The sequence below is a fragment of the Salinivirga sp. genome (genome assembly GCF_035268865.1).
In the GTDB taxonomy this organism is placed as follows: Bacteria; Bacteroidota; Bacteroidia; order Bacteroidales; family Salinivirgaceae; genus Salinivirga.
In genome coordinates this window covers 1-22889 of sequence record NZ_DATFKB010000153.1, presented here as the reverse complement: position 1 = coordinate 22889, position 22889 = coordinate 1, and the positions used below count along the sequence as shown (strand labels likewise).

The following is a 22889-nucleotide window of genomic DNA, read 5'->3' as shown; positions in this document are numbered from 1 at the left end:
GTTTCCAAAAACAATCACCATAGATTATGGCGATGGAGTGGAATTGAATAACGGACGCATAATAAGTGGAATTATTACGATTGAGGTTTCAGCCCCGCCCCTTACAAATGGAGCTACCCGTGTGATAACATACACCGATTTTTATATCGATTCGGTTAACATAGCCGGCCAGGCCACCAGAACATTTACCGGAACAGACAGCACTGAACATATTTTCTCGAATGTAAGCGACCTAATATTGACATTTGCTGACGAAACTCAGCTAATACGACATGGAGAGCGAACAAGAAGTCTGGTTGAAGGTTTTGAAACCATTTTTGACCCTTCTGACGATTTAATCCTGATTACAGGATTTGTAAATTATGAAACAACAGATTCTACTACCTTTAGAAAAGACATTGTGAGTCCATTGACCAAAGTTGGCGATTGCAGATTTATCATAGAAGGTACAGTAGAATTCAGTATTGATGGTGAACTTTTTGCAGAACTCGATTATGGTGATGGTACCTGCGATGATATTGCTACAATTACAATAGACGGAGAAACGCACCAAATCACTATAGGTAATCGCTTCAGGCATCAGAACCAGAACAGAATCCGTCACAGGAACGGCTCCGGAACTATGAACCAACAAAAATAAAACCTGATTTTATAACGTTCAGTAGGCATCATGTCAGTTTAATGAAATCTGTTTTTTTCTAAAAGCCCTACTGAGCGTTATTTAGAAACATTTTGATCCTGTAAAAAGTAAATTGTAAATTTACCTGTGTGAACCTAATAAATGCCAGACTTTGAACCAGAATCAATTTAAGCAGCTCTTTGACCTATATTTTGAGCAGGTAAGAAACTATATTTTTTACCGGTCTGGAGATCCTGAACTGGCTACTGATATTGCACAAGACACTTTTATGCGGATATGGGAAAAACAATTAGATCCGGAATCAGGAAAAGAGAAAGCGCTGTGTTATAAAATTGCTGGGGATATATTCGTAAGCAATTACCGAAAACAAAAAACAGCAATAAAATTTGCTGCTTCAGCAGTTCAAAAAAACAGCAACATGGCCACAGATGATCAGATCTCCTATAATGAACTAAAAGCCAAATACGAACAGGCTCTATCTGCCATGAATGAAAAGCAAAGAGTTGTATTTTTAATGAGCCGGAACGACGGATTAAAATACCAGGAAATTGCATCAACCCTCAACATTAGTGTAAAAGCAGTAGAAAAACGCATATCAAAAGCACTTGAATATTTAGATAAGCAACTAATCCATGAGCAATAAGAACCAGCATAGCGACAGGCATTCACAATTTTTTGAGCATACCAATATTCCATATTCACGCTCAAAAGATGATGTGTGGGATGCCATGATGAACCAACAAAAACCGGAGATTAAGCAATCGGGCAAAACACGAAAAATGTTAATTTACTGGTCGGTGGCTGCTATGGTTATCGTCCTTCTGGGTTTAACCTCCTTCATGCGTTTTTATAGTGTCACCCTGTATGCACCGAAAGGCCAACATTTATCTAAATTACTGCCAGACAGCAGCAGGGTTCACCTCAATGCTCAAACCCAAATTTCTTATTATCCTTATTGGTGGCGGTTTGCCAGGTTAGTAGAACTTGAAGGAGAGGCCTTTTTTGATGTACGTAAAGGAAGTAATTTTGCTGTCAACTCTGAAATGGGAACCACTACAGTGCTCGGAACTCGTTTTAATATCTTTGCCCGCAACAAGCAATACCGGGTACAGTGTATTTCAGGTCAGGTGGAGGTAAAAGATAATACCGGACAGAAACAAATTCTAAAGCCTGATCAGGCAGTGATTGTATCCAATGAAGGCAACCTCAAATACATTGAAAAGGGTGGAGCAAAACATGCCATCTCATGGACCAAAAACTGCTTTGTGTTTACTGCAGTGCCTATAAAAGACGTTTTTAAAGAAATGGAGCGCCAGTTTAACTTGCAAATTAAAGTGGCTGAGGCTATAAATGGCACATATACCGGAAATTTTAAAAGAGGTAGTAACCCGGAAAGCATATTACGATTAATCGCCCGTCCATTTGGGCTTGAAATAGAAAAAACAGACACAAAAACATACAGGATAACAAAAAGCGAAAATTGAATGATCGAATTATAGCATTTTTGTTGCTTTTTATTCTGCTTAGTGCGCGTTTAGACGCACAGAAAATAAGCATCGAGGCAACAGAGCAGCCCCTCAGTGAAGTATTGATTCAACTCAGGGATGGTTATAATATGTCATTTTCTTTTGATGATGCAGCTCTCCGAAAATTCCGAATTACGTTAAATAAAACCTTCAAAAATCCTGAAGAAGCATTAACTTTTATTACAAAAGACCTTCCTCTGGATTTCGAAAAATCGGGCGATGTGTGGATAATATTTCCGGCACCTGAAAAACCAAACCCCCTGCCCCAAAACAAATCGCGACTTATAAGCGGACAAATACAGGAACGAAAAACGCTTGAGTCCCTACCCTATTCCAATATTGTAATCAATGGGCAAGGCACCATTTCTGATGCTGACGGATATTTCACTTTCCGGTCAACCGATACTGTATTTAATTTAAGCATCTCACAACTGGGTTATTACCGAATTGATACCACCCTGGCGCCGGGTAGAAACTATAAAATAACCATGGTGCCAGCGGTAGAATCGCTCAAAGAAATTGTAATTACCGACCGCTTACTAGAAACATTTGTTTACACAGAATCACGCGCCGGGATTTTACATTTAAACCATAAAGTGACGAAATTTTTACCGGGTAGCAGCGACAATTCGGTCTTTAATCTGCTGCGATTGCAATCCGGAATACTAGCCGCAGCCGAGTCTTCCGACAACCTGATCATTTGGGGAGCTTATGAAGGCCAAAGCCGAATCTTATTCGATGATTTTTTGCTGTTTGGACTTAAAAATTTCAACGACAATATATCAGCTGTAAACCCCTATGTTGTCAAAAATATAAAAGTCTTAAAAGCCGGGTTCGATGCTTCATATGGCGACTGCGTAGGAGGCATTGCCGACATAACAGGCATAGATGGGAACAAGATTAAATTGGGGGCGGATGTGAGTCTGAATAATTATACCGTAAACTCAATGCTGCAAACTCCGATTGGAGAAAGAGGTGCATTTTTACTCGCATTCAGACACACTTACCACGATTTATATGACAATAAAAACCTCGATCCTTATAAAAGAAGAGGCCAGACATCTGAATCCGGTATAACTGTAATACCAGATTATGTTTTCAGAGATTTAAATCTTAAATACACTTTCAGAAACGATAATGGTTTTCATTTTCGTACAAGCTTGCTAACCGGACAGGATAATTTTTCATATAGTATAGATGAAGCCTTTAACCAAAGATTTCAGCTTTTACGAGAAACCTCTGAAACCAACATACAACAAGGAGCTTCATTTGTTATGGGTAAAGATTTTTATAACGGCTTAAACTTAAAACTTACCTTAACCTATTCAGCACTTAATTCAAAATTCAATAATGAGCAAGAAATCATTAACAACAATAATGGAAATCTTATAAAACAAGAGTTGATTGAGGCCATAAATAAGACAAAAGAAACTACAGCAGAATTATCTGCTCGAAAAGCCATTAACAAAAACCATCAGATTGAAGGCGCTTTTAAGTATACAGCCAACCGCTCAATTTGGAAAGAAGATTCTTCCGGGGTGCAATCCATAAGTCAAAATATTGTAGGAGCTTATGCTACAATAATTCTTCAGGATCAAATAAATTTGGGACGATTTACATTATTGCCGGGTTTACGATTTTCATATTTACCTTACCTGAATAAAAACTTTACACAACCGCGACTTTCAATCAGTTACAAATTTGGCGAACATATAAATTTCAGTCTTGCCTCGGGGCTCTATAATCAATACCTGAGTAAAAGCTCTGTACAGGATCAAAGTGGAAACTATCGATACATGTGGACTTTGGCCAATGATTCAACGTACCCGGTATTGAGGGGCAAACACCTTACCGCATCATTAACATTTGAAAGGGCTAATACACAGGCAGCTTTATCGCCTTATTACAAAAAAACCAAAGGGATGACCCGTTATGTGAACTTCAGCCAAACAGAAACAGATGGAATATTTAAAGGACAGGGACGCAGTTATGGTTTTGACGTATATGTAAAACAAAACTTCAAAGGACATACTGCCTGGCTTTCATACACATGGAGTAAAACCGAAGAGCTTTTTGACCATTTTCCTGACAGCGAATATCGTTTTGCCCCGCAAGATCAGCGGCATGAAATTAAACTGGCAACCTTACTGAATTTTGACCCGTTTTATTTCTCTGCCAATTATGTATATGGTTCCGGATTCCCCGTTCCTGACTATAACCAACAGCCAATAGAAATAACACGCACACCTTACCACCGGTTTGATGTGGCACTTACCTATAAATTTAATTTTAGCAAATTTTATGGTGAAGCGGGCATCTCTGTTTTAAATATTTTTGACCGTGAAAACTTACTGTATAACAATTTAGAACGCGTACCTGCAAGCCAGACTACCTCAATTAGCATTTATGAGCAATCGGTACCTTTTACTCCCACAATCTACATCAAACTAGGCTTTTAGCAAAACAATTTTTTACAGTGTAATTTGTCCTGAAAACACTAACTTCTTGTTTTGTAATGCCTGATAATTTGCTATTTTTGAATTATGAACCACGATGAAATGAAACAAAAAATCAATGAGGAAATTGCTAAAACCGAGCAACTCATTGCCGATTACAAAGAAATGACACAACCCGTGTCGCCTGATAATGCTATTGGTCGGGTATCACGCATGGATGCTATTAATAACCGCAGCGTGAATGAATCTGCTTTACGGAATGCAGAGGAGAAACTGAGAAAACTGGAGTATGTAAAAAAGAACCTGGATAGCAAAGATTTTGGAAAATGTGTAAAATGCGGGCAGGAAATACCACTTGGCCGTCTGCTTATTAAACCCGAAAGTGTACATTGCGTGAAATGTGCCAGGTAATTATCTATGAGCAGAAAAGACTTTAAAAAATCTACTCGACGGTTTTTTGTATTTTTACATGCAACTTTTTCTTCACTATGGGTTGGTGGTGCACTTTCAATGCTCATTCTTATTTTTTTAAAGCACCCCACCAACGGATACCAGTTATTGGCCTATAACACAGCAATTAAGCTGATTGACGATTTTGTTATCATCGGTTCAGCCAATGGCGTATTACTTACCGGAATTATACTTTCATGGAAAACACCCTGGGGCTTTTTTAAGCATTGGTGGGTGGCAATTAAACTGGTACTTACCATAGCTATGGCAGTATTTGGGACTGTAGCACTAGGTCCCTGGACAAACGAATCAGTCACAATGGTACAGGAGATGGGCATGGAAGCAATCAACAGCAACAAGTATCAACACATACAGCTAATGCAAATGATTTTTGGCCCTTTGCAGTTCTCTATGATGCTGTTTTTACTTTACCTGACAGTTTATAAGCCTTTCAAAAAAATAAAGTAATTAGTTTTAGAACCTTGTGTAATTATGGTGAGGATTTAAACAATTGTAGATTTATAACTGCCCTATATTTAACCGTTAGGCAAAAAACACAATAAGCTGATTTACTCTATATCAAACATAATTTCAATATGAACTTTAGAGGGGACCTTGTCCCCTTTTTTTATGGCTGGTCGCCATGGGCCCAAATCATCAATCAGGTTCCTCATTTTTATTTTTTGATCATCAACTAAATCCGCTTTCGTTTCAACCCGATAAACTTTTCCAGTTGTATCGATGAACAACGTAAGATCAAAGTTTTGATTTGTAATGGAGTGCTCCAGAATTCGTTTTGCCAGTTCCTTTTTATAACTCTTCAGCGTCATTGAATCGGGAGGCTGCGCAACATGATCTGTAAGCTTAGCTTTTCCCCGTTTAGCACGCGAAGTTGTTTTTTCTTCAGTCGCAACACCAGCAAGGGCATCTACAGTACCCGAAGAAGATGCTACATTGTTTCCAGATAATTCGGCCTGCTCTGTTGAGGTTGTTTCTGCTTTAACTTTAGGCTGAGCTTCTGCAAATGCCATTTCTGAAAGCGATTCTGTGGCTTTCTCCGTTTGATCCTCCTTTTTAATTTCTTCTTCTGCAGCTATATCAAGTTCTTCGGTAAGCATTTCATCATCTGCTACAAATTCAGTCATTTCCAGCATTCGATCGTCCTGTTTTTCTTTGCTTTGAGATGCTGTCTCAACTGTTCCTTTTGCACCTAAGCCCCCCGCCTCTGCTGTTGTTTGAGCTCCTTTCTCGCTGGGTGTAGCAGATTCCTCCTCAATTTTTTTGGGTTCTTCTTCCGGTGAAGTGTCACTCATTGCAATTTTTTCGTTTAAGGGCTCACTATATGCAATATCATGTTTCAGCTCCTCATTAAGCATAAAAAAAGTGACAGACCCAACACCTGCTAAAATGGCAACTCCGGCCGCATAACTAAGCCAAAGCGGAATGGTTCTCGATCGTTTTTGGGATCGCTGGTCAATGCGCATTTTTAGTTTTTCAATGTCCGCCTCCAGCTCTTCAGAACTCAATTGCGACAGGCCGTCAAAAGCCTCCTCATCAAAAGCATCCCGCATCATATCCCGCTCAAAAGCATGACGTTCTTCCGGTTTTTGACGATTGCCAAAATACTTTTTAAAATGGTTATATGAGAGTTTTCTTTTACCCATGTTTCACGTCCTTTTGTTCAAGACATATCTTCAGATTGCGTTTGCCATTTTGTATGTAGCTTTTTACCTTTTTCTCTTCAATGGTTAATTGTTCAGCAATTTCACGGTAACATTGCTTTCTAAAATAAAACAATTCAATGCACAATTGTTGTTCATTTTTAAGTTTCTCAATGCACTCCCGGAGTTTGGTTTCTATTTGCTCATTGGGTGCTTCATCAATAGGATGCGAAATACTTGTGGATTCCATAAATTCTTCCGCAAAAAAATCCGCTTGTTGTTTTTGTTTAGTTTTGGCTTTCCGCATTGCCATCAGGCAATGATTTTTTGTAACCACGTAAAGCCAGCTTTTAAAATTTACGATGGTTTGCTGCCGTACTTTTTCAATGAGGGATTCAAAAATTTCTGTTACAGCATCCTGACTTTCCTCACGCTGTCGAAAATATTTCAGACATACACCATATACCAAATGCACATATCGGTTGTAAAGATCTGCCAAATACTCAAGGTCGCCATTTTGCAAATAAGCTTGCAACAACTCCTGATCGTCGGTTATTTTATTTTTTCGCCTTGAATTGACCATTTTTACACCCTGGTAATCAACACATAATGATTTTAATTAAAAAAAAGTTACCCGGTTTTATGGAATTAAATATCAGAATGCATCCTAAATACAAAACCGAATGTTTCATTTAAATCTTAAAGTTATGAAAAATATTCATTTGATAATGATCATTGCAGCAATGCTGCTTGCAGGCAACCTTAATGCAATAAAGGTTAGCGGAATTGTTACATCCAAAGCAACCGGGAATCCTGTTCAGGGTGTAAATGTTTCCATGAAATCGAATGTGATGAATTATGCCGTAACAGACCAAAAAGGACGCTATAACATTAATGTTCCTGGCACGGCCATACTGGTTTTCCGCACTTCAGGTATGCAGCCTCATGAAGAAAAAGTCAGCGGACGCAATATCATTAACGTCCGCCTGATGCCTGTAATTACGAAAGAAAAACAGGTGGAGGAAGCAGAACTTGATGACCATTTAGCTTTTACAGAACCTACAATTTCAAGAAACAAAAAGTTGAGTGCTGCACAAACTACTGTTACTGGAGCGGCTAATTATCGCATGCCTTCAGAGCCATATAACAGAGAAGGTTATGCTACCGTCATTGAAAATGATTTCAAAAAATCCATTAAAGATCCGCTCTCTACTTTTTCCATTGATGTGGATGCTGCATCGTACAGCAATATGCGCAGGTTTCTGAATAATGGCCGCAAACCACCAGTTGATGCGGTGCGCATTGAGGAGATGATCAACTATTTCAGTTACGACTATCCAGAACCCGATGGAAAAGATCCGTTTGCCATTTACCAGGAAGTGAATACCTGCCCCTGGAACAAGGAAAACATGTTGTTGCACATTGGCCTGCAGGGGAAAAAGCTTGATATGGAAGACCTGCCACCGTCAAACATCGTGTTTTTGCTGGATGTATCAGGTTCAATGAACTCACCAAATAAATTACCATTATTGAAAAAAGCCTTTAAACTCCTCGTGAAGCAGCTTGATGAAGATGACCGTGTAGCCATTGTGGTTTATGCAGGCAGCTCTGGTTTGGTGTTGCCTTCCACTTCAGGCGACCAGAAAGAAAAAATTCTGCAGTCGTTAAACAAATTACGTGCAGGAGGCTCTACAGCAGGCGCTGCCGGATTAAAACTGGCTTATGAAGTAGCTGCAGACAATTTCATCAGAAGGGGAAACAACCGTATTATTCTGGCCACTGATGGAGATTTTAATGTGGGTGTTTCGAGCGACGCTGAAATGGAACGCCTCATTATGAAAAAACGAGACAAAGGCATTTTCATCTCCGTATTAGGATTCGGAATGGGCAATTACCAGGACTCAAAAATGGAAATAATCGCTGACAAAGGTAATGGCAACTACTCCTACATCGACAATATTTTGGAAGCAAAAAAAGTGCTGGTTAACGAATTTGGCGGTACACTTTTCACCATTGCCAAAGATGTGAAAATCCAAATCGAATTCAACCCCGCAGTGGTTGAATCTTATCGACTTATTGGTTATGAAAACCGCTTGCTCAACGATGAAGACTTTGAAGATGACAAGAAAGATGCCGGAGAGCTCGGCGCCGGACATACCGTAACAGCCCTGTATGAAATTGTGCCAGCCGGGAACGCATCATCACAAATCAATACCCTGAAATACCAAACCGCCCAGATTAATGCTTTGGCTAAAGAAGGAAGTGAAGTAGCTACTGTAAAATTTCGCTATAAAAAACCAGATGGAGCTAAAAGCATTTTAATGGAAGAGGTTATTGCCTACCATAAAAAACGGTTTGACAGAAGCTCGGATAATTTTAGATTTTCAGCTGCAGTGGCTGGTTTTGGTATGCTGTTGCGAGACTCCAAATACAAAGGAGAATTAACCACATCTGATGTAATTCAAATAGCCCAGTCAGCAAAAGGTCAGGATAAAGAGGGCTACCGCAGTGAGTTGATTCGCCTTATGAAACTATCAGAACATTTGTAGAATTTTATGATAAAGAGTAGCAATATCACAATGGAAGTCTGGCTGGGAGTCGGGCTTCTGTTTTTTCAGACCCGGTGTGTATTAGAGACACGCCGGGTTTTTCCGGTACAAACGTAAAACCGAATGCGCGTCAACCTAAGTTTGTTCTGAATTTATTAACTTGAATTAAGTTAAACAGACGAGAAGAGAGTAAGAAAAAAACTATAAGCGTCATTTGTCTTTAAAACTGTTCATTTACCTTAGTCATCGGATGAGTTGTTCATTTAATTTTTAATTTTTGTCAATTTTCAAATTTTACCGTTTTGTAATTGGTTATTCACACGATGACCTAGTATGATGGGGTTTTCCAGAAAACTTTGTAACACCCGTGGTTGTTCCCTGACCCCGTGTCGGGGCTTTTTTCGGCTGAAGCTTACAAGTATTTCGAGTTGTTGAATTCCACGCCATGAATGACCGGGTAAGTTTTATCCTTAGCAAATTGTGCAGAGAGGAACTAAGAAAATTACTTGCCTTCCCTCTATTTATAAGCATGGGTCCGGGCAAACATCCTTAAACAAAAACCATCTCCACATTTGGCAATTGTAAAAGTGTTGATTACATTTAAGGGCATTTAGAATGAAGGTAGCGCTTTTACTGCAATCAATTAGCCATAAATGCTACCTATCTTATAAACCTCTAAACAATGAAAGATACTTTCGATCCCAAAGCCAATTATAAAGCTACCCGGAAAAAAATTGGCTATCAACCCCGTAAAAAATCCGACCAAAAAACCTATGACCGAATTGGTTTCATGTCGGGTTTGGAAGTGCATCAGCAACTTAAAACAAAATACAAACTTTTTTGTCGCTGTCCGGCAGGTATTTACCACGATGACGATAATTACGATGCCGAATTAATTCGTCACATGCGCCCAACTTTAAGTGAATTAGGGGAATATGACGGCACGGCGCTGATGGAATTCAAGACACGAAAAAATATATTTTATCGGATCAACAATGAAAATGCCTGTACGTATGAAGTCGACGATACGCCACCATTTTTGATGGATAAAGAAGCCCTGGAAATTGCCCTGGAAATTTCTTTGCTATCGAAACTCAATGTAGTTGGCGAAGTCCATATTACACGCAAACAATATCTTGATGGAAGTATCCCAACGGGTTTTCAGCGTACAGCTATTTTAGGTGTAGAAGGCACCATCGAATTAAAAAACAAAACCGTAAGGCTCATTCAACTAAGTATTGAAGAGGATTCGTGCCGCGAGATATCAGATGTTGGTCACAACCGGATATACAAAACAGACCGTCTTGGAATGCCATTAATCGAAACGGTAACTTACCCCGACATGGTAAACCCCAACGAAGTGAAAGAAGCTTGTGATTATATTCGTTTCTTAAACCGCAGCACCGGAAAAGTGCTTACTGGCCCCGGTGCGGGCCGACAAGATGTGAACGTAAGCTGTAAAGGAGGAACACGGGTAGAGATTAAAGGAGTATCGCACACAAAATGGATCCCTGAGCTCACCCACAATGAAGCTTTCCGCCAATGGGCTCTTTTAGCCATTCGCGACGAACTTAAATCCCGTAAAATTGATCCGGAGAAGTGGGCAATAAGCCATAAAATACTGAATATTGACAAACTCAGCATCTCAGAAAAATTCAAAAAAGATCATCTCCAGCAAAATGAAAAACTGGTACTGGTAAAATTACCTGATTTTCAGAGCATACTCTCTCACTTCACGCAGCCCGGAAAAATGTTTGCCGATGAACTTTCGGGCAGGCTTAAAGTAGTGGCATGTCTGGAGCATCCGAATATGTTTCATACAGAGGAATTGCAACCTACATTCGATGAAAAATTCTGGGATGAGATGAGAAAAACGCTCAAAGCAGACGAAAAAGATGCCATGCTAATTTTCCGTGGGCCCGAAGATGACATTAAAACAGCCCTGGAAACCATTCAGGAACGTTGCCAAATGGCTTTTGAAGGAGTTCCAAAAGAAACGCGCAAGTCTTTTGAAGATGGCACAACCATTTTTGAGCGGGTGCTCCCCGGTGCCGACCGCATGTATCCCGATACTGATTCGGCACCCATTCCATTGCCCGATGATTATATTGAAAAACTTCGAAAGCGCTTACCAAAAGATATCATAGACCGATACAAACAATTAAAAAAATGGGAAATACCAGAGGATACATACACCTATATCCTGAGTAAAAACCTCTTTCCACACATCGAAAGGGTTATAAAAGAACTCCATTTCGATCCCAAATTTACAGGGACATTCTTTGGTCAGTACTTAAAATATGTAGAGGGACATTACAAACAGGGACGAAACTTCGACTACCACATAGTTTACGGTATGTTCAAATTTATACGCGAACGCAAACTGGAGAAAAACATATTGTATCCCATGCTGCCGATGATTTATGAACAGCCGCAAATGGAATTTGAATCCGTGCTAACAGATATCCGCTATAAACCACATGGCAAGGAAGAGATTATCGCACCGGTGGACTTTTTACGTGAAAAATTCCGTGAAATAGGTCGAAAAACAAATCATGATGCTGAAAACAACTGGATCATGGGCGAACTGCGCCACCGTGCAATGGGAAATCTTGATTATGCCATCCTAAAAAAAGAACTCAACAGTAAAAAATAATTGACATGGATAATGATATATTTCAGGGCTATACAGGAAAAGCATTAGCCATATTACAAAAATATAACGTACGCGTTTGGGGAAAAGCCAAAATGGAAACAACGCGTGGGAACTTTGAAGGAACCGTGCTTCCACGCGCCGAACATCAGGATGATGAACACATTGTCATGAAAATTGCCACCGGCTACAACATTGGCATCGATATTAAAACCATCAATACCATGAAAGAGGTTGGTTACAGTAAAGCCAACTATGCCATTCCAGAACAGGAATTCCCATATTCAAAAGGGTTACCCGGTGTAAAATTATTTGGTACTGGCGGCACCATTGCCTCACGCCTTGATTACAGAACCGGTGCAGTAATTCCCGCATTTTCGCCGGGCGAATTGTATGGGGCTGTACCCGAACTGGCCGATATTTGCAACCTGGAAACCGAAAAAGTTTTTGCCGTATTCAGCGAAAATATGGGTCCGGCGCAGTACATTGCCCTGGCCAAAGCCATCGGCAAAGAAATTGAGAAAGGTATTGATGGTATTGTAATTGGTCACGGAACCGACACGCTTCATCATACAGCAGCAGCATTGACTTTCATGGTGCAAAATCCACCCGTGCCTATCGTACTGGTGGGTTCGCAGCGTTCATCGGACCGCCCAAGCTCCGATGCTGCACTGAACCTCATGCACGCCATGTATGCAGCCGGGCACGGCGACATTGCAGAGGTGATGGTTTCCATGTTTGGTCCCACTTCAGACGATTATGGCTTGTTGCATAAGGGCACCCGCGTGCGAAAAATGCACTCTTCATACCGCTCCACATTCCGAACCATTGGACACACACCCCTGGCTATGGTCAGACGAACCGGAATAGAGCATATCCACAAAGATTACAAACCACGCCGTAAGGACCGTAACGTGAAAATTCTACCTTACTTCAGCGATAAGGTTACCATGCTGTATTACTACCCCGGCATGAAACCCGACACAATTGACGCACTGGTTGATGCCGGCTACAAAGGGATAGTAATTGTGGGCACAGGACTTGGGCACGTGAACAAAGAGCTTTATCCGGCAATTGAACGGGCACATAAAAAAGGTGTGCACATGTACATGACCTTACAAACCATTTGGGGCTATGTACACATGTTTGTTTACGATACCGGCCGCGATATGATGGCACGGGGCATTATCCCTGCAGGCAACATGCTTCCTGAAGTGGCTTTCATCAAACTGGGCTGGGCCCTGGGACAAACCGATGACCCGGAAAAGGTTAAGGAACTCATGCTTACACCTATCAACGACGAAATCACCGAGCGTGAGCCTTACAACGGATATTTGGTGTATCAGGGTGGCGTGCCAGAAGTGGAAGAGTTTGTGCAGAAGGTGAGGAAGTAAACGTGCCTTAAAAAAACTTGAACCCTAAATCGGATAACTTATATCCCCGCCCCATTTTCAAACATGGTAGCGGTGGCTTTACGTTGAAGCACCCGTGAGTTGGGGGCCAAATCGCGGGTTACCCAAACATTGCCACCAATTACGGAACCTTTTCCGATGGTGATGCGACCGAGTACTGATGCATTGGAATAAATCACCACATCATCATCCACAATGGGGTGCCGCGGAATACCTTTTACAAGTGTGCCGTCTTCCTCCTGGGGGAAGCTTTTTGCTCCTAACGTAACGCCCTGGTACAATTTTACATTTTTACCAATAATGCTGGTTTCTCCAATTACTACACCAGTTCCATGGTCAATGGCAAAACCTTCACCGATTTGCGCCCCGGGATGAATATCGATTCCGGTTTCGGAATGGGCCATCTCAGCAATGATACGCGGAATTACCGGAACCTCCAATAAGCGGAGTTCATGTGCTATTCGATGATTGGTCATGGCTCGAATGGCTGGATAGCTAAAAATAATTTCTCCGGCGTTTTTGGCTGCTGGGTCGCCTTTGTAAAGTGCCTGCACATCGGTAGCCAGTAATCGCCTTATTTCGGGCAACCGCGAAATAAACGCTGCGGCCATTTGGGGCGCCTTATTTTCGCATTCTTCACAACTCTGACTTTTGCCCTGGGTGCAACTAAAACACATACCTTTTCGTATTTGATCGGCCAACATGCGATATGCCGCATCGGTGTTCACTCCAATATGATACTCATACGTCTCAGGCCTGAGTGAAGCATTTCCAAAGTAACCGGGAAAAATCACCTCGCGTAGCTTGTCAACCAAATCGCCTAAAATTTTAACCGATGGCATGGTACGCCCGTGCTTTGGCATATAAACCAACTCGTAAGAGGATTCTGATGATAGTGCTTCTATGGTTTCCTGCACCAATTTTCTATTTTGATTTCTATAAAATTCAGGCATATTGTTCAATTAATTTTTCAAGCGTCTGTTTTTTCTGGATACGTTCAAGTGAAATGGCTTCGGACTTCTGATCGGCCAAATTCAACAATTCAAGTGCTACCTTAAAATACTCAGTCACATAATTCGCATCCTTTGCTACTGCATTTGTACCCATTTCTTTCAAGATTTCAGCCAGTGTTTCAAGATTAGCAGCATTAAAGCTTTCCCGATCCAAAAATGCTTGCCGCTCATCAGCAGTTACCCTCATAAGTTTATCTAAATCAAGGTCAACCTGGGTTTTTAGCTGCTGATTTGTCTCTACTAAAGCGCTTTGTGGTTCATTTTTAGTTTTCAGGCCCATCAAATCGCTCAAAATTTTGGCCAATGCCTTACCCATTTGATCAATTTGATCTTTCAGATAATCTCTTTGTTCCATTTTATAAGCTTTTAATTAGTCTTCGCAAGAAAACTCCGATAACTGTGTTGCGCTCATATTTATCATCAGTCATTTACGAATGTAAACTCCTAATAATAAATATTCACAAGCCTTGTTCTCAAAGTTTTCTTATCAAAGACTTCTAAAAACAAGGGTTTTCTTGCAGTCACTGTTTATAACCACAAGCGAATAAAACAATTAATCAGCAGCATACAAAGGTGAACTTAAATAACGTTCTCCGGTATCACACACGATAAAAACAACATTTTTAGCCTGGTTTTCAGGCCTACGGGCTACTTCAACAGCAGCATGGTATATAGCTCCCGAAGATATTCCGGCAAAAATTCCGTAATCACTTACCAATTTTTTGGCTGCCTCAAAGGCTGCATCGTCTGTAACTTTAAAAACCTCATCAATCACTTCACGGTTCAACACCTCGGGCACAAAACCGGCGCCGATCCCCTGAATTCCGTGTTTCCCGGGCTCCCCGCCCGACAGAACTGGTGACGCTTCTGGCTCCACTGCGATAATTTGCACATCGGGATTTTGCTTTTTCAGGAATTCTCCCACACCCGTCACAGTGCCGCCGGTACCTACTCCGGCCACAAAAATATCAACCTGTTGATCTGTATCCTCCCAGATTTCCGGACCGGTTGTTTCGCGGTGCATTTGGGCATTCGCTTCGTTTTTAAATTGATAAGGAATATAGCTTTTTTCATGCCGTTTCTGCAATTCTATAGCTTTGTCGATGGAACCACGCATACCCTTATCCGGGGAAGTTAGCACCACCTCAGCTCCGTAGGCTTTGATTAAGTTGCGGCGCTCCACGGTAACACTCTCGGGCATGGTTACAATGAGCCGATAATTGCGTGCTGCGCAAACCATGGCCAGACCAATACCCGTATTGCCACTGGTGGGTTCTATAATCACCGTATCGTGCTCAATCAGTCCCTTTTCTTCTCCATGCCGGATCATGGCCCAGGCCAGCCGATCTTTGACCGAGCCACCGGGATTCATAGATTCCATTTTGGCAAGCATCAATCCTTCATGGTTCTCTGGTGATTTAACCTGTAATAAGGGTGTTTTACCAATTAACCCGGTAATATCTTTTGAAATATGCATAAGCTATACTTTATAAGGGAAACAGGAAAAAAGTAAAATTGTTAAGCATGTTCTATATATTAAACAGCTATAATTTCTGTTAGCAAAAATACACACCATATGAATTCAAGATTAATTTGGACTAACTTCAAATTAGGCCATAATCCAAACATAAAGTATAATAGACCGTCCCACTTAATATAAAGTCTATAAATTTACTTTTACTTAAATTATTAACCATAAAAATAGAAGACAAATGGGAAAGCATGGTAAAGAAATACTAAATCTTGATGTAGATGACCTGATCAACAAACTCAATGAAGCCCTGGCCGAAGAGTGGTTGGCTTATTACCAGTACTGGATTGGCAGCCGCGTAATTGAAGGGCCAATGCGTACGGATATTGAACCTGAATTGCAGGTGCACGCTGACCAGGAATTAAATCACGCCGATATGCTGGCCAACCGTATTGATCAACTGGGCGGAACTCCGGTTTTGAGCCCGGCTGAGTGGATGAAATTGAGCAAGTGTGAATATATGCCACCCGAAGATCCATACGTAGAAAAAATCCTTGAACAAAATCTGGATGCAGAACGCTGTGCCATTAAGCGCTACCAGGAGCTGTCCAACATGACTTATGGCAAAGACCATACGACCTATAACATCGTTACTCAGATTCTCGACGAGGAAGTTGAACACGAGCAGGAAATCGAAGACTGGATGGGTGACATTGACATCATGAAAGAGAACTGGAAAAAACTGAGGATGTAATAAAACAAGACTGGTGCTGCCTTGTAAATTCTGCATGGCAGTGCCATTTGTTTTAAACCCTATGACCAACAAAAAAACCAAAGTTTACACAACTTCCATTGCCAGGGCTAACTTATTTGCGCTTATCATTACAATCCCTGTAGCCGCAATATTTGCAACCCCTTACCTTATGTTATGGCCTCTTGCCACATTAGCCGATAGTCTGGACAATATTCTGATAAAATTTATCCCCGCCCTTATTCTGGGCACCATAATACATGAATTGATACATGGTATTACATGGGCCATTTATGCTTCCAAAGGTTGGCGTTCAATCAAATTCGGCATGAAATGGACACTGCTCACACCTTATTGTCATTGTAAGGAGCCCCTCAAAAAATCACATTACCTGCTGGGTGCTATTATGCCATTAATTTTAATGGGCATCATTCCCGGTTTAACAGGAATAGCCACTGGCAATCCGTATTTGCTGCTTTTCGGAATTTTCTTCACCTGGGCAGCAGCCGGCGACATCCTGGGCGCCTGGATGCTACGCAAGGTTGAACAGACCGAATGGGTGGCCGACCATCCGGACAAACTGGGCTTCGTTGTGTTAGATAAAAAATAATTAACCCGCTTAGAGAAAAGTTTTATTCAATTTGCCCGATTAAATCGGGAAGATACCGGCGAAACACATCGTCGAACAAAGCATCCTTTGCATTTTTGCGGGCCAGTTGCTTATTTTCGCCCACACCACGTTGTGCTGATGCTAATTTCTGATCGAGTAAATCACCGCCTGCACTTTTAAGTTTCAAACTACCTTCGCAATAAACTGAGGTAAATCCACCGGCCTGGTCTCCAGGTGTAAAACCATAATCCATTTCAATCACAAAATCAGCTGTTTTAGGTTTTTCTGTAAAATCAAAACTTTGCTCCTGCAACAATTCTTTAAATTGACGGTAGAAATCTGCATTGGTTTTTTTCATGCTTAAAGCCACAACCGGCGAAAGCGTTTTAATCTTAACTTTAGTTTGAGGCATGGACATCGGTGCCAGCAAGCGCCTTATACTCATATCTGTAGTAGCATTCTGAACCATTTTGGGCCAGTGCAATTGTGCTGTGAGTACATTCTTTTGGGTTTTTGGCGACGATGAAGCTATAAAACAGGCAACACGTGCACTTTTTGAAGCATAAACCACATCGCGCTTTAAATAACCACCGGTATAATGAAATTCCACCGGTATACCTCCAAGCATTTTACCATCGTAGCTAACTTTAAATTCCACCGGTTGCTCATCTATTTTATGCCGTTTAACTACTAATTGCTTATGAGCTGCTTTTATTTGTATGTTACTACGAATTTTCTCAATTTTTGCCAGCAAATAACTACCCAGTTCAGTCTGTTGCCCATTTACCTCCGCCATACAGGATTCTCCGAGATACTGTTTAAGAATGGCTATTGACTGAATATAGGCTTTCAGAGCTCCCAGCACATTACCTTCCGCTTCATATCTCGCAGCTTCTTTTTGTTTGTCGAGGGCAGTTTGCACGGTTTTTCGTTTCCGCTCTGCTTTCCGCTTTCGATAGGTTTCCTTATCAATTTGATAAAAAACCCAATAACGGTTTTCAGTTTCATAAATATCTGAAGGTTCAAAACCTTCTAAATATTCATCAGTTTCAACCTTTATCTGCTGGTTAAAAGCCTCAGTTCCGCCATACGAATTTTCAATTTTGTGTAGCACAGAGGTAGAACTCACAGTAGATGAAATACTTGATGCCAAATCGTTCAGGGCCCGGTTACGTGCTTTTGCACTATATTCAGGGGCAATTCCTATTTTCATTACTGTACCAACACCAACGTAATGTCCGGGAACTATAGGTTTTTGTTTAACCCACCCTGGAGCAGGATTCTCATCTGTGGTTTTTTTGCTTGTACCACAAGAACTGAAAACAAATACTATAGCCAAACCAAATAGCGAAATTATTGAAACCAATTTTTTCATATAGCTGATTTAATTTTCGGGATTGTAATTATTAACTGCAGAAGCCAGTCTTGCTACAACATTATCAGCAGCAGATTCAAGCAGGTAACTTACTTTGGTAATCTTATCTGAAGCATTCATTAATCTTCTTAACTGCCTGATACGGTATGTATTGTCATGTATAACATCTTCATCACTATCATATTTACGCGATTTCCAATATCCGGGTACCAATTTCTTCAGATCTCCCTGATAGCGGCCAAATTCTACAGCATCAGTGCGCGTATCCTTAAGGTCGTCTGTAATCATAAGGCTTGCTGTAGCTGTAGACAACATTTTATAGGACATCCGTACAGAGGCACTGTTAGTTTTATTGTAGACTTTATAGGTAGTTTTGCTAAAAGTTTCCTTTTTATGTTCAACCCCTTCATCATCTTTATATACATGTACTTCTTTGATATAACCACGCTCGGTTTTCACATGTGTTTTACCTTCAATTTTTTTTACATCATTTATCTGCACATGCAAAACAGCCTCTACACCGGCCAGGTTGAGTGCTTTCAAATTATAAGATCCGTCACGATTTTTAATTTTATTTTGGCTGAAAGCCGATTTATCAACAATATTGATAAAAGGATTTTGCTGTTCAGCAATGGCATTGGTAATTTCAGACAGAGAAACAGGATTTGTCCTTCTTGTAGCACCACTAACTTCTATGGCGGGAATCAATATATCGATTGTGCCTTTTTCTCTTGCTTCCTGTTGTAAATTGGTAGCATCTTTATATCCGCCGGTCTCTTGTGCAATTTGCTCAAAAAGATAGTAGGCGGAACGATACTGACCCTCATCAAAGTAGTTATTGGCTTTACGGTAATGTGGTTCATAAACTGCTGTTTCTAGTTTACGGCGTGCATCTTTATAGTTTGGCGAAATTCGTACAATTTCTTTAAAAATTGTTGCAGCCTTATCGAACTCCTCCCGATCAAGGTGTTCAGAAGCTTCTATATATTTATCGGCAATAAAGGTATTTTTAACTTCATCGTAATAGGCATGATAGCGGTCAGGAAAAGTCAGATCAACTCCAACTCCAGCTACCTTATCATGGTAATTTTTGGCGGCTTCATAGCTATAAACGGCTTCCTGTGTTTCATTTTGTTGATAGTCTTTTTCAAACTCAGTCAACAAATCGTTTAACACTAATTGTCCATTTTTTTGCAACCCAAGCTTGGTCTCTACTTTGGTACGTTTTCGTTTTACCGACTCATAATAAAACTCTGCAGCATCTTTATATAAACCGGCTTCATCAAATTTTTCAGCTTTTTTAGCATATCGATGTGCTGCACAACCTGTCAACATTACCAATGATAAAAACAATATGGATAATCGCATTTTTGTGATATTTATGAATTGGGGGATAAATATACTAATTTCAAAAAAGGAACAAGTTGGCTAAAGCCATCTATTTACCAAACTACAATATAAATCCATGAAACAGAACGAAAAGTTCATAAGAACTTTAAACATTTCAGGATATCAGAAGTTATAAGTAATTATCCTATAAAATGGTAAAAAGATTTCAATACTTACTCTCCATTACACTGCTTCTGGTATTCATCATGCCGGGGAGCTACCGTTTTGTACACATACTGAAACATCATGCTCCCTTTACCATAACTCAAACCCACCATCATCATGCTCATAATCATGAGTGCTCTTCAGAAAATGACACTCCTTCAAAAAATAATTTTGAGGAGTACGAAGCAGATTGTCCTGTTGTAGAATATGAAATTGCTGTTTTTGATATTCAAATTATTACAGAGTATACGACCAATATTTTCACACCCAACATTTATTTTGTATTATCTGAACAAAAAAAATCTACCCATTTTAAGGGTAAGCTTTTCCATTTGCGCGCCCCTCCATTTTGTGTTTAAACTATTCCCCAAAACTCTTCTTACTAACTTTTTTAAGTGGCTATATGCTGCTTAATCTTTTATTGGACACAAAAAATTATTAAAAATGAACCGAGCCATGATCCGCCGGCTGGCGGAACACACACGAGTATGATTATAATAAAACTGAAAGCCTTGTGTGACGGAAATTTGATTCATCATGGCGAGCTCCATATGACCACTAAAATCAAAAATATAAACATATGAAAATTAATAGTCTATTATTGATATTTGCGCTATTGCTTATATCCATTCCTGTATGCGCACAAACAAATATTAGTGGAACCATAATCGATCGTGAAAGCGGCACACCGTTATCGATGGTTAATGTATTTTTACCAGAATTGAACAAAGGCACTCAAAGCAATGAGGATGGATTTTTTACACTTAAGGATCTTCCTGCGGGAAAAGTCAAGGTACAATTTTCTTTTGTGGGTTATAAAACCCAGATGAAAACGATTACAACGAATGAGGGCAACAAAAAAATTGACATAGCTATGCAGCCCACAGTAATCAAAGCAGATGAGGTGGTAATTTCAGGAGGAACACACTCTACGCAACATCAAAATGCAATTAAAATAGAACTGATCAAAGCTAAAAAACTTGAAACAGGAGCCACTCCAAGTTTTACAGAAACAATCACGCAAATACCCGGTGTGGAAATGATCTCAAAAGGACCTGGCGTAACTAAACCGGTCATTAGAGGCTTATCCAGAACCAACATATTGATGCTCAATAATGGTGTAAAACTGGAAAATTTTCAGTTTTCTGAGAACCACCCCTTCCTGGCAGATGAATTCGGAACAGACAGGATCGAAATTATAAAAGGCCCTGCGTCAATCTTATACGGATCAGATGCTGTGGGAGGCGTTATCAATGTATTAAAAGAAAAGCCAGCGCCAATAAACCGTATTCAGGCAGATTTTAACACGCAATTTCACAGCAACACCTCGGGTATTGTATCTAATGTGGGGATCAAGGGTAGTGAGAAAAAATACTTCTGGATGGTGCGTGCCGGACAAAAAAGCCATACAGATTATACCGATGGAAACAACAACAGAATTTACAACACCCGGTTTAATGAGCAAAGCTTGAAGACCGGTGTGGGTTTCAACAATAATCTTGGTCTATTCAAGTTATATTACGACTACAATGCGCCTAAATTAGGCATGAGTGTTCCAGCAGCGCAAGACCTGGTAAATTCAAACGGACGAGCAAATGAATTTTGGTATCAGGACCTCACCAATCACCTAATTTCAAGTAAAAACACAATTTTCGCAGGTAATTATAAAGTGGATATGAACACAGCTCTGCAAATGAATAATCGCAGATTGCAAACCGATTCCACTACCCCCAAAAAGAAAATGGTGGACATGCAATTGAATACATTTTCATATGATATTAAAACGCATTTTCCCTCTTCAGAAAAATCAGACTATATTTTGGGGGTTCAGGGAGCCTTAAAAACAAATCGTAATGGCGACGCACCAAACCATGTTATTCCTGACGCAGATGTGAATGACCTGGCTGCATTGGGGCTGATCAGATATACTTTTTTTAAAAAGCTTAAGGTACAAGCCGGGGCCCGTTTTGATTACCGCTATATTGAAACACAAGCAGAGCCCAATAAACCGTCTGTTAAATCAGAATTTGGCGACTATAGTGCCTCCCTGGGCGCTACATACCAGGCAAAGCCCACATTGCTCCTTAGAGCGAATATGGCTTCAGGTTACCGCACACCCAACATTGCAGAATTAACTCAAAACGGAGTACATGGTAATCGTTTTGAACGGGGAAACCCTAATCTGGAATCACAACGCAGTTATGAAGGAGACCTGAGCGCACACTGGCATACCGATTTCCTTATGATAGATATCGCCGGGTTTTATCATAAAATATATGATTACATTTACATGGCTCCGACCAATGACTCCATAGCAAACGATTTAAGAATTTACCAGTATAATCAGGCTAACGCAACACTGTACGGTGGTGAAGCAAATCTTGAAATCTCTCCATTGCGATGGTTTGATATTACAAGCTCTTACGCCTATTTGGAGGGTAAACAAGATGATGGCACCTATTTGCCATTCATACCACAGAATAAATGGCGCTTTGCACTACAATTTCACCCCGAGTTACCCATCCCCTTACTGCCAACTTCGCTGAAAGTTGAAAATGTATTGGCCATGGACCAAAACAATCCGGCGAGGTTTGAAACCGCTACGGAAGGTTACTTTTTGGTTAATGCAAAACTAAGCAGTGGTATAAAATGGAACAACCAAAAAATATACTTTTCACTAAACGTGTACAATCTGTTTAACGAAATATACATCGACCACCTGTCTACCCTAAAACCACTGGGGCTAAACAACATGGGACGCAACGTAA

Annotated in this window: 20 protein-coding genes; 13 read left to right on the top strand and 7 right to left on the bottom strand. The window is 40.4% G+C overall.

The window, feature by feature from the left end; translation table 11 throughout:
• The 6 genes from VJ937_RS09095 to VJ937_RS09070 form a co-directional block, all read left to right on the top strand.
• Positions 1-640 (top strand): hypothetical protein (locus VJ937_RS09095; RefSeq protein WP_324066584.1); only part of this gene is annotated, 640 nt, incomplete at its 5' end.
• A 151-nt stretch (positions 641-791) separates the two neighbouring features.
• Complete coding sequence (locus VJ937_RS09090) at positions 792-1283, top strand: RNA polymerase sigma factor (RefSeq protein ID WP_324066583.1); 492 nt, start codon at positions 792-794, stop codon at positions 1281-1283.
• Positions 1273-2124 (top strand): FecR family protein, encoded by an 852-nt coding sequence (locus VJ937_RS09085; protein ID WP_324066582.1) that lies wholly within the window; start codon positions 1273-1275, stop codon positions 2122-2124. Before VJ937_RS09090 ends, VJ937_RS09085 begins: the two co-directional genes overlap by 11 nt.
• Complete coding sequence (locus VJ937_RS09080) at positions 2121-4625, top strand: TonB-dependent receptor (protein WP_324066581.1); 2505 nt, start codon at positions 2121-2123, stop codon at positions 4623-4625. Before VJ937_RS09085 ends, VJ937_RS09080 begins: the two co-directional genes overlap by 4 nt.
• Before the next feature lie 99 nt (positions 4626-4724).
• The gene (locus tag VJ937_RS09075) at positions 4725-5033 is read left to right on the top strand and encodes a TraR/DksA C4-type zinc finger protein (protein ID WP_324066580.1); all 309 of its coding nucleotides are present in this window, start codon (positions 4725-4727) and stop codon (positions 5031-5033) included.
• Positions 5034-5039: 6 nt separating this feature from the next.
• The gene (locus tag VJ937_RS09070; protein WP_324066579.1) at positions 5040-5540 is read left to right on the top strand and encodes a hypothetical protein; all 501 of its coding nucleotides are present in this window, start codon (positions 5040-5042) and stop codon (positions 5538-5540) included.
• Between the two features lie 101 nt (positions 5541-5641).
• On the opposite strand, the gene VJ937_RS09065 is transcribed toward VJ937_RS09070, so the two are convergent.
• Positions 5642-6736: a hypothetical protein gene (locus VJ937_RS09065; protein WP_324066578.1), complete on the bottom strand. Its 1095-nt coding sequence runs from the start codon at positions 6734-6736 to the stop codon at positions 5642-5644.
• Entirely contained in the window at positions 6729-7316 is a 588-nt protein-coding gene (locus VJ937_RS09060) for a sigma-70 family RNA polymerase sigma factor (protein WP_324066577.1), read from the bottom strand. The genes VJ937_RS09065 and VJ937_RS09060 overlap by 8 nt, the downstream gene beginning before the upstream one ends.
• A gap of 124 nt (positions 7317-7440) precedes the next feature.
• Between VJ937_RS09060 and VJ937_RS09055 the strand changes: the two genes are divergently transcribed.
• From VJ937_RS09055 to gatD, 3 genes are all read left to right on the top strand, one after another.
• Complete coding sequence (locus VJ937_RS09055) at positions 7441-9282, top strand: YfbK domain-containing protein (RefSeq protein ID WP_324066576.1); 1842 nt, start codon at positions 7441-7443, stop codon at positions 9280-9282.
• Positions 9283-9964: 682 nt separating this feature from the next.
• Complete coding sequence (gene gatE / locus VJ937_RS09050; RefSeq protein ID WP_324066575.1) at positions 9965-11938, top strand: Glu-tRNA(Gln) amidotransferase subunit GatE; 1974 nt, start codon at positions 9965-9967, stop codon at positions 11936-11938.
• Between the two features lie 5 nt (positions 11939-11943).
• Positions 11944-13329 (top strand): Glu-tRNA(Gln) amidotransferase subunit GatD, encoded by a 1386-nt coding sequence (gatD, locus tag VJ937_RS09045; protein WP_324066574.1) that lies wholly within the window; start codon positions 11944-11946, stop codon positions 13327-13329.
• A gap of 38 nt (positions 13330-13367) precedes the next feature.
• Here the strand turns inward: gatD and epsC are convergent, their stop codons facing one another.
• From epsC to cysK, 3 genes are all read right to left on the bottom strand, one after another.
• On the bottom strand, positions 13368-14300 hold the full coding sequence (epsC, locus tag VJ937_RS09040) for a serine O-acetyltransferase EpsC (protein ID WP_324066573.1): 933 nt from the start codon (positions 14298-14300) through the stop codon (positions 13368-13370).
• A complete protein-coding gene (locus VJ937_RS09035) occupies positions 14293-14715 on the bottom strand; it encodes a hypothetical protein (RefSeq protein WP_324066572.1) in 423 nt (140 codons plus the stop codon). Before VJ937_RS09035 ends, epsC begins: the two co-directional genes overlap by 8 nt.
• A gap of 198 nt (positions 14716-14913) precedes the next feature.
• Complete coding sequence (cysK, locus tag VJ937_RS09030) at positions 14914-15837, bottom strand: cysteine synthase A (protein ID WP_324066571.1); 924 nt, start codon at positions 15835-15837, stop codon at positions 14914-14916.
• A gap of 235 nt (positions 15838-16072) precedes the next feature.
• Between cysK and VJ937_RS09025 the strand changes: the two genes are divergently transcribed.
• Both VJ937_RS09025 and VJ937_RS09020 read left to right on the top strand, forming a co-directional pair.
• Positions 16073-16585: a ferritin-like domain-containing protein gene (locus tag VJ937_RS09025; RefSeq protein ID WP_324066570.1), complete on the top strand. Its 513-nt coding sequence runs from the start codon at positions 16073-16075 to the stop codon at positions 16583-16585.
• Between the two features lie 61 nt (positions 16586-16646).
• The gene (locus VJ937_RS09020; RefSeq protein ID WP_324066569.1) at positions 16647-17192 is read left to right on the top strand and encodes a DUF3267 domain-containing protein; all 546 of its coding nucleotides are present in this window, start codon (positions 16647-16649) and stop codon (positions 17190-17192) included.
• Positions 17193-17214: 22 nt separating this feature from the next.
• Here the strand turns inward: VJ937_RS09020 and VJ937_RS09015 are convergent, their stop codons facing one another.
• Together VJ937_RS09015 and VJ937_RS09010 are read right to left on the bottom strand one after the other, a co-directional pair.
• Entirely contained in the window at positions 17215-18567 is a 1353-nt protein-coding gene (locus VJ937_RS09015; RefSeq protein WP_324066568.1) for an LPP20 family lipoprotein, read from the bottom strand.
• A 9-nt stretch (positions 18568-18576) separates the two neighbouring features.
• Positions 18577-19935 (bottom strand): hypothetical protein, encoded by a 1359-nt coding sequence (locus tag VJ937_RS09010; RefSeq protein ID WP_324066567.1) that lies wholly within the window; start codon positions 19933-19935, stop codon positions 18577-18579.
• Positions 19936-20108: 173 nt separating this feature from the next.
• Between VJ937_RS09010 and VJ937_RS09005 the strand changes: the two genes are divergently transcribed.
• Together VJ937_RS09005 and VJ937_RS09000 are read left to right on the top strand one after the other, a co-directional pair.
• Complete coding sequence (locus VJ937_RS09005) at positions 20109-20480, top strand: hypothetical protein (RefSeq protein WP_324066566.1); 372 nt, start codon at positions 20109-20111, stop codon at positions 20478-20480.
• Between the two features lie 221 nt (positions 20481-20701).
• On the top strand, positions 20702-22889 hold a 2188-nt coding region (locus VJ937_RS09000; protein WP_324066565.1), incomplete at its 3' end, for a TonB-dependent receptor.

Coding starts and splice junctions, on each gene's coding strand:
- VJ937_RS09085 (WP_324066582.1), top strand. CDS start 1,273: ATGAGCAATAAGAACCAGCATAGCGACAGGCATTCACAATTTTTTGAG.
- VJ937_RS09075 (WP_324066580.1), top strand. CDS start 4,725: ATGAAACAAAAAATCAATGAGGAAATTGCTAAAACCGAGCAACTCATT.
- VJ937_RS09070 (WP_324066579.1), top strand. CDS start 5,040: ATGAGCAGAAAAGACTTTAAAAAATCTACTCGACGGTTTTTTGTATTT.
- VJ937_RS09065 (WP_324066578.1), bottom strand. CDS start 6,736: ATGGGTAAAAGAAAACTCTCATATAACCATTTTAAAAAGTATTTTGGC.
- VJ937_RS09060 (WP_324066577.1), bottom strand. CDS start 7,316: ATGGTCAATTCAAGGCGAAAAAATAAAATAACCGACGATCAGGAGTTG.
- VJ937_RS09055 (WP_324066576.1), top strand. CDS start 7,441: ATGAAAAATATTCATTTGATAATGATCATTGCAGCAATGCTGCTTGCA.
- gatE (WP_324066575.1), top strand. CDS start 9,965: ATGAAAGATACTTTCGATCCCAAAGCCAATTATAAAGCTACCCGGAAA.
- gatD (WP_324066574.1), top strand. CDS start 11,944: ATGGATAATGATATATTTCAGGGCTATACAGGAAAAGCATTAGCCATA.
- epsC (WP_324066573.1), bottom strand. CDS start 14,300: ATGCCTGAATTTTATAGAAATCAAAATAGAAAATTGGTGCAGGAAACC.
- VJ937_RS09035 (WP_324066572.1), bottom strand. CDS start 14,715: ATGGAACAAAGAGATTATCTGAAAGATCAAATTGATCAAATGGGTAAG.
- cysK (WP_324066571.1), bottom strand. CDS start 15,837: ATGCATATTTCAAAAGATATTACCGGGTTAATTGGTAAAACACCCTTA.
- VJ937_RS09025 (WP_324066570.1), top strand. CDS start 16,073: ATGGGAAAGCATGGTAAAGAAATACTAAATCTTGATGTAGATGACCTG.
- VJ937_RS09020 (WP_324066569.1), top strand. CDS start 16,647: ATGACCAACAAAAAAACCAAAGTTTACACAACTTCCATTGCCAGGGCT.
- VJ937_RS09015 (WP_324066568.1), bottom strand. CDS start 18,567: ATGAAAAAATTGGTTTCAATAATTTCGCTATTTGGTTTGGCTATAGTA.
- VJ937_RS09010 (WP_324066567.1), bottom strand. CDS start 19,935: ATGCGATTATCCATATTGTTTTTATCATTGGTAATGTTGACAGGTTGT.
- VJ937_RS09005 (WP_324066566.1), top strand. CDS start 20,109: ATGGTAAAAAGATTTCAATACTTACTCTCCATTACACTGCTTCTGGTA.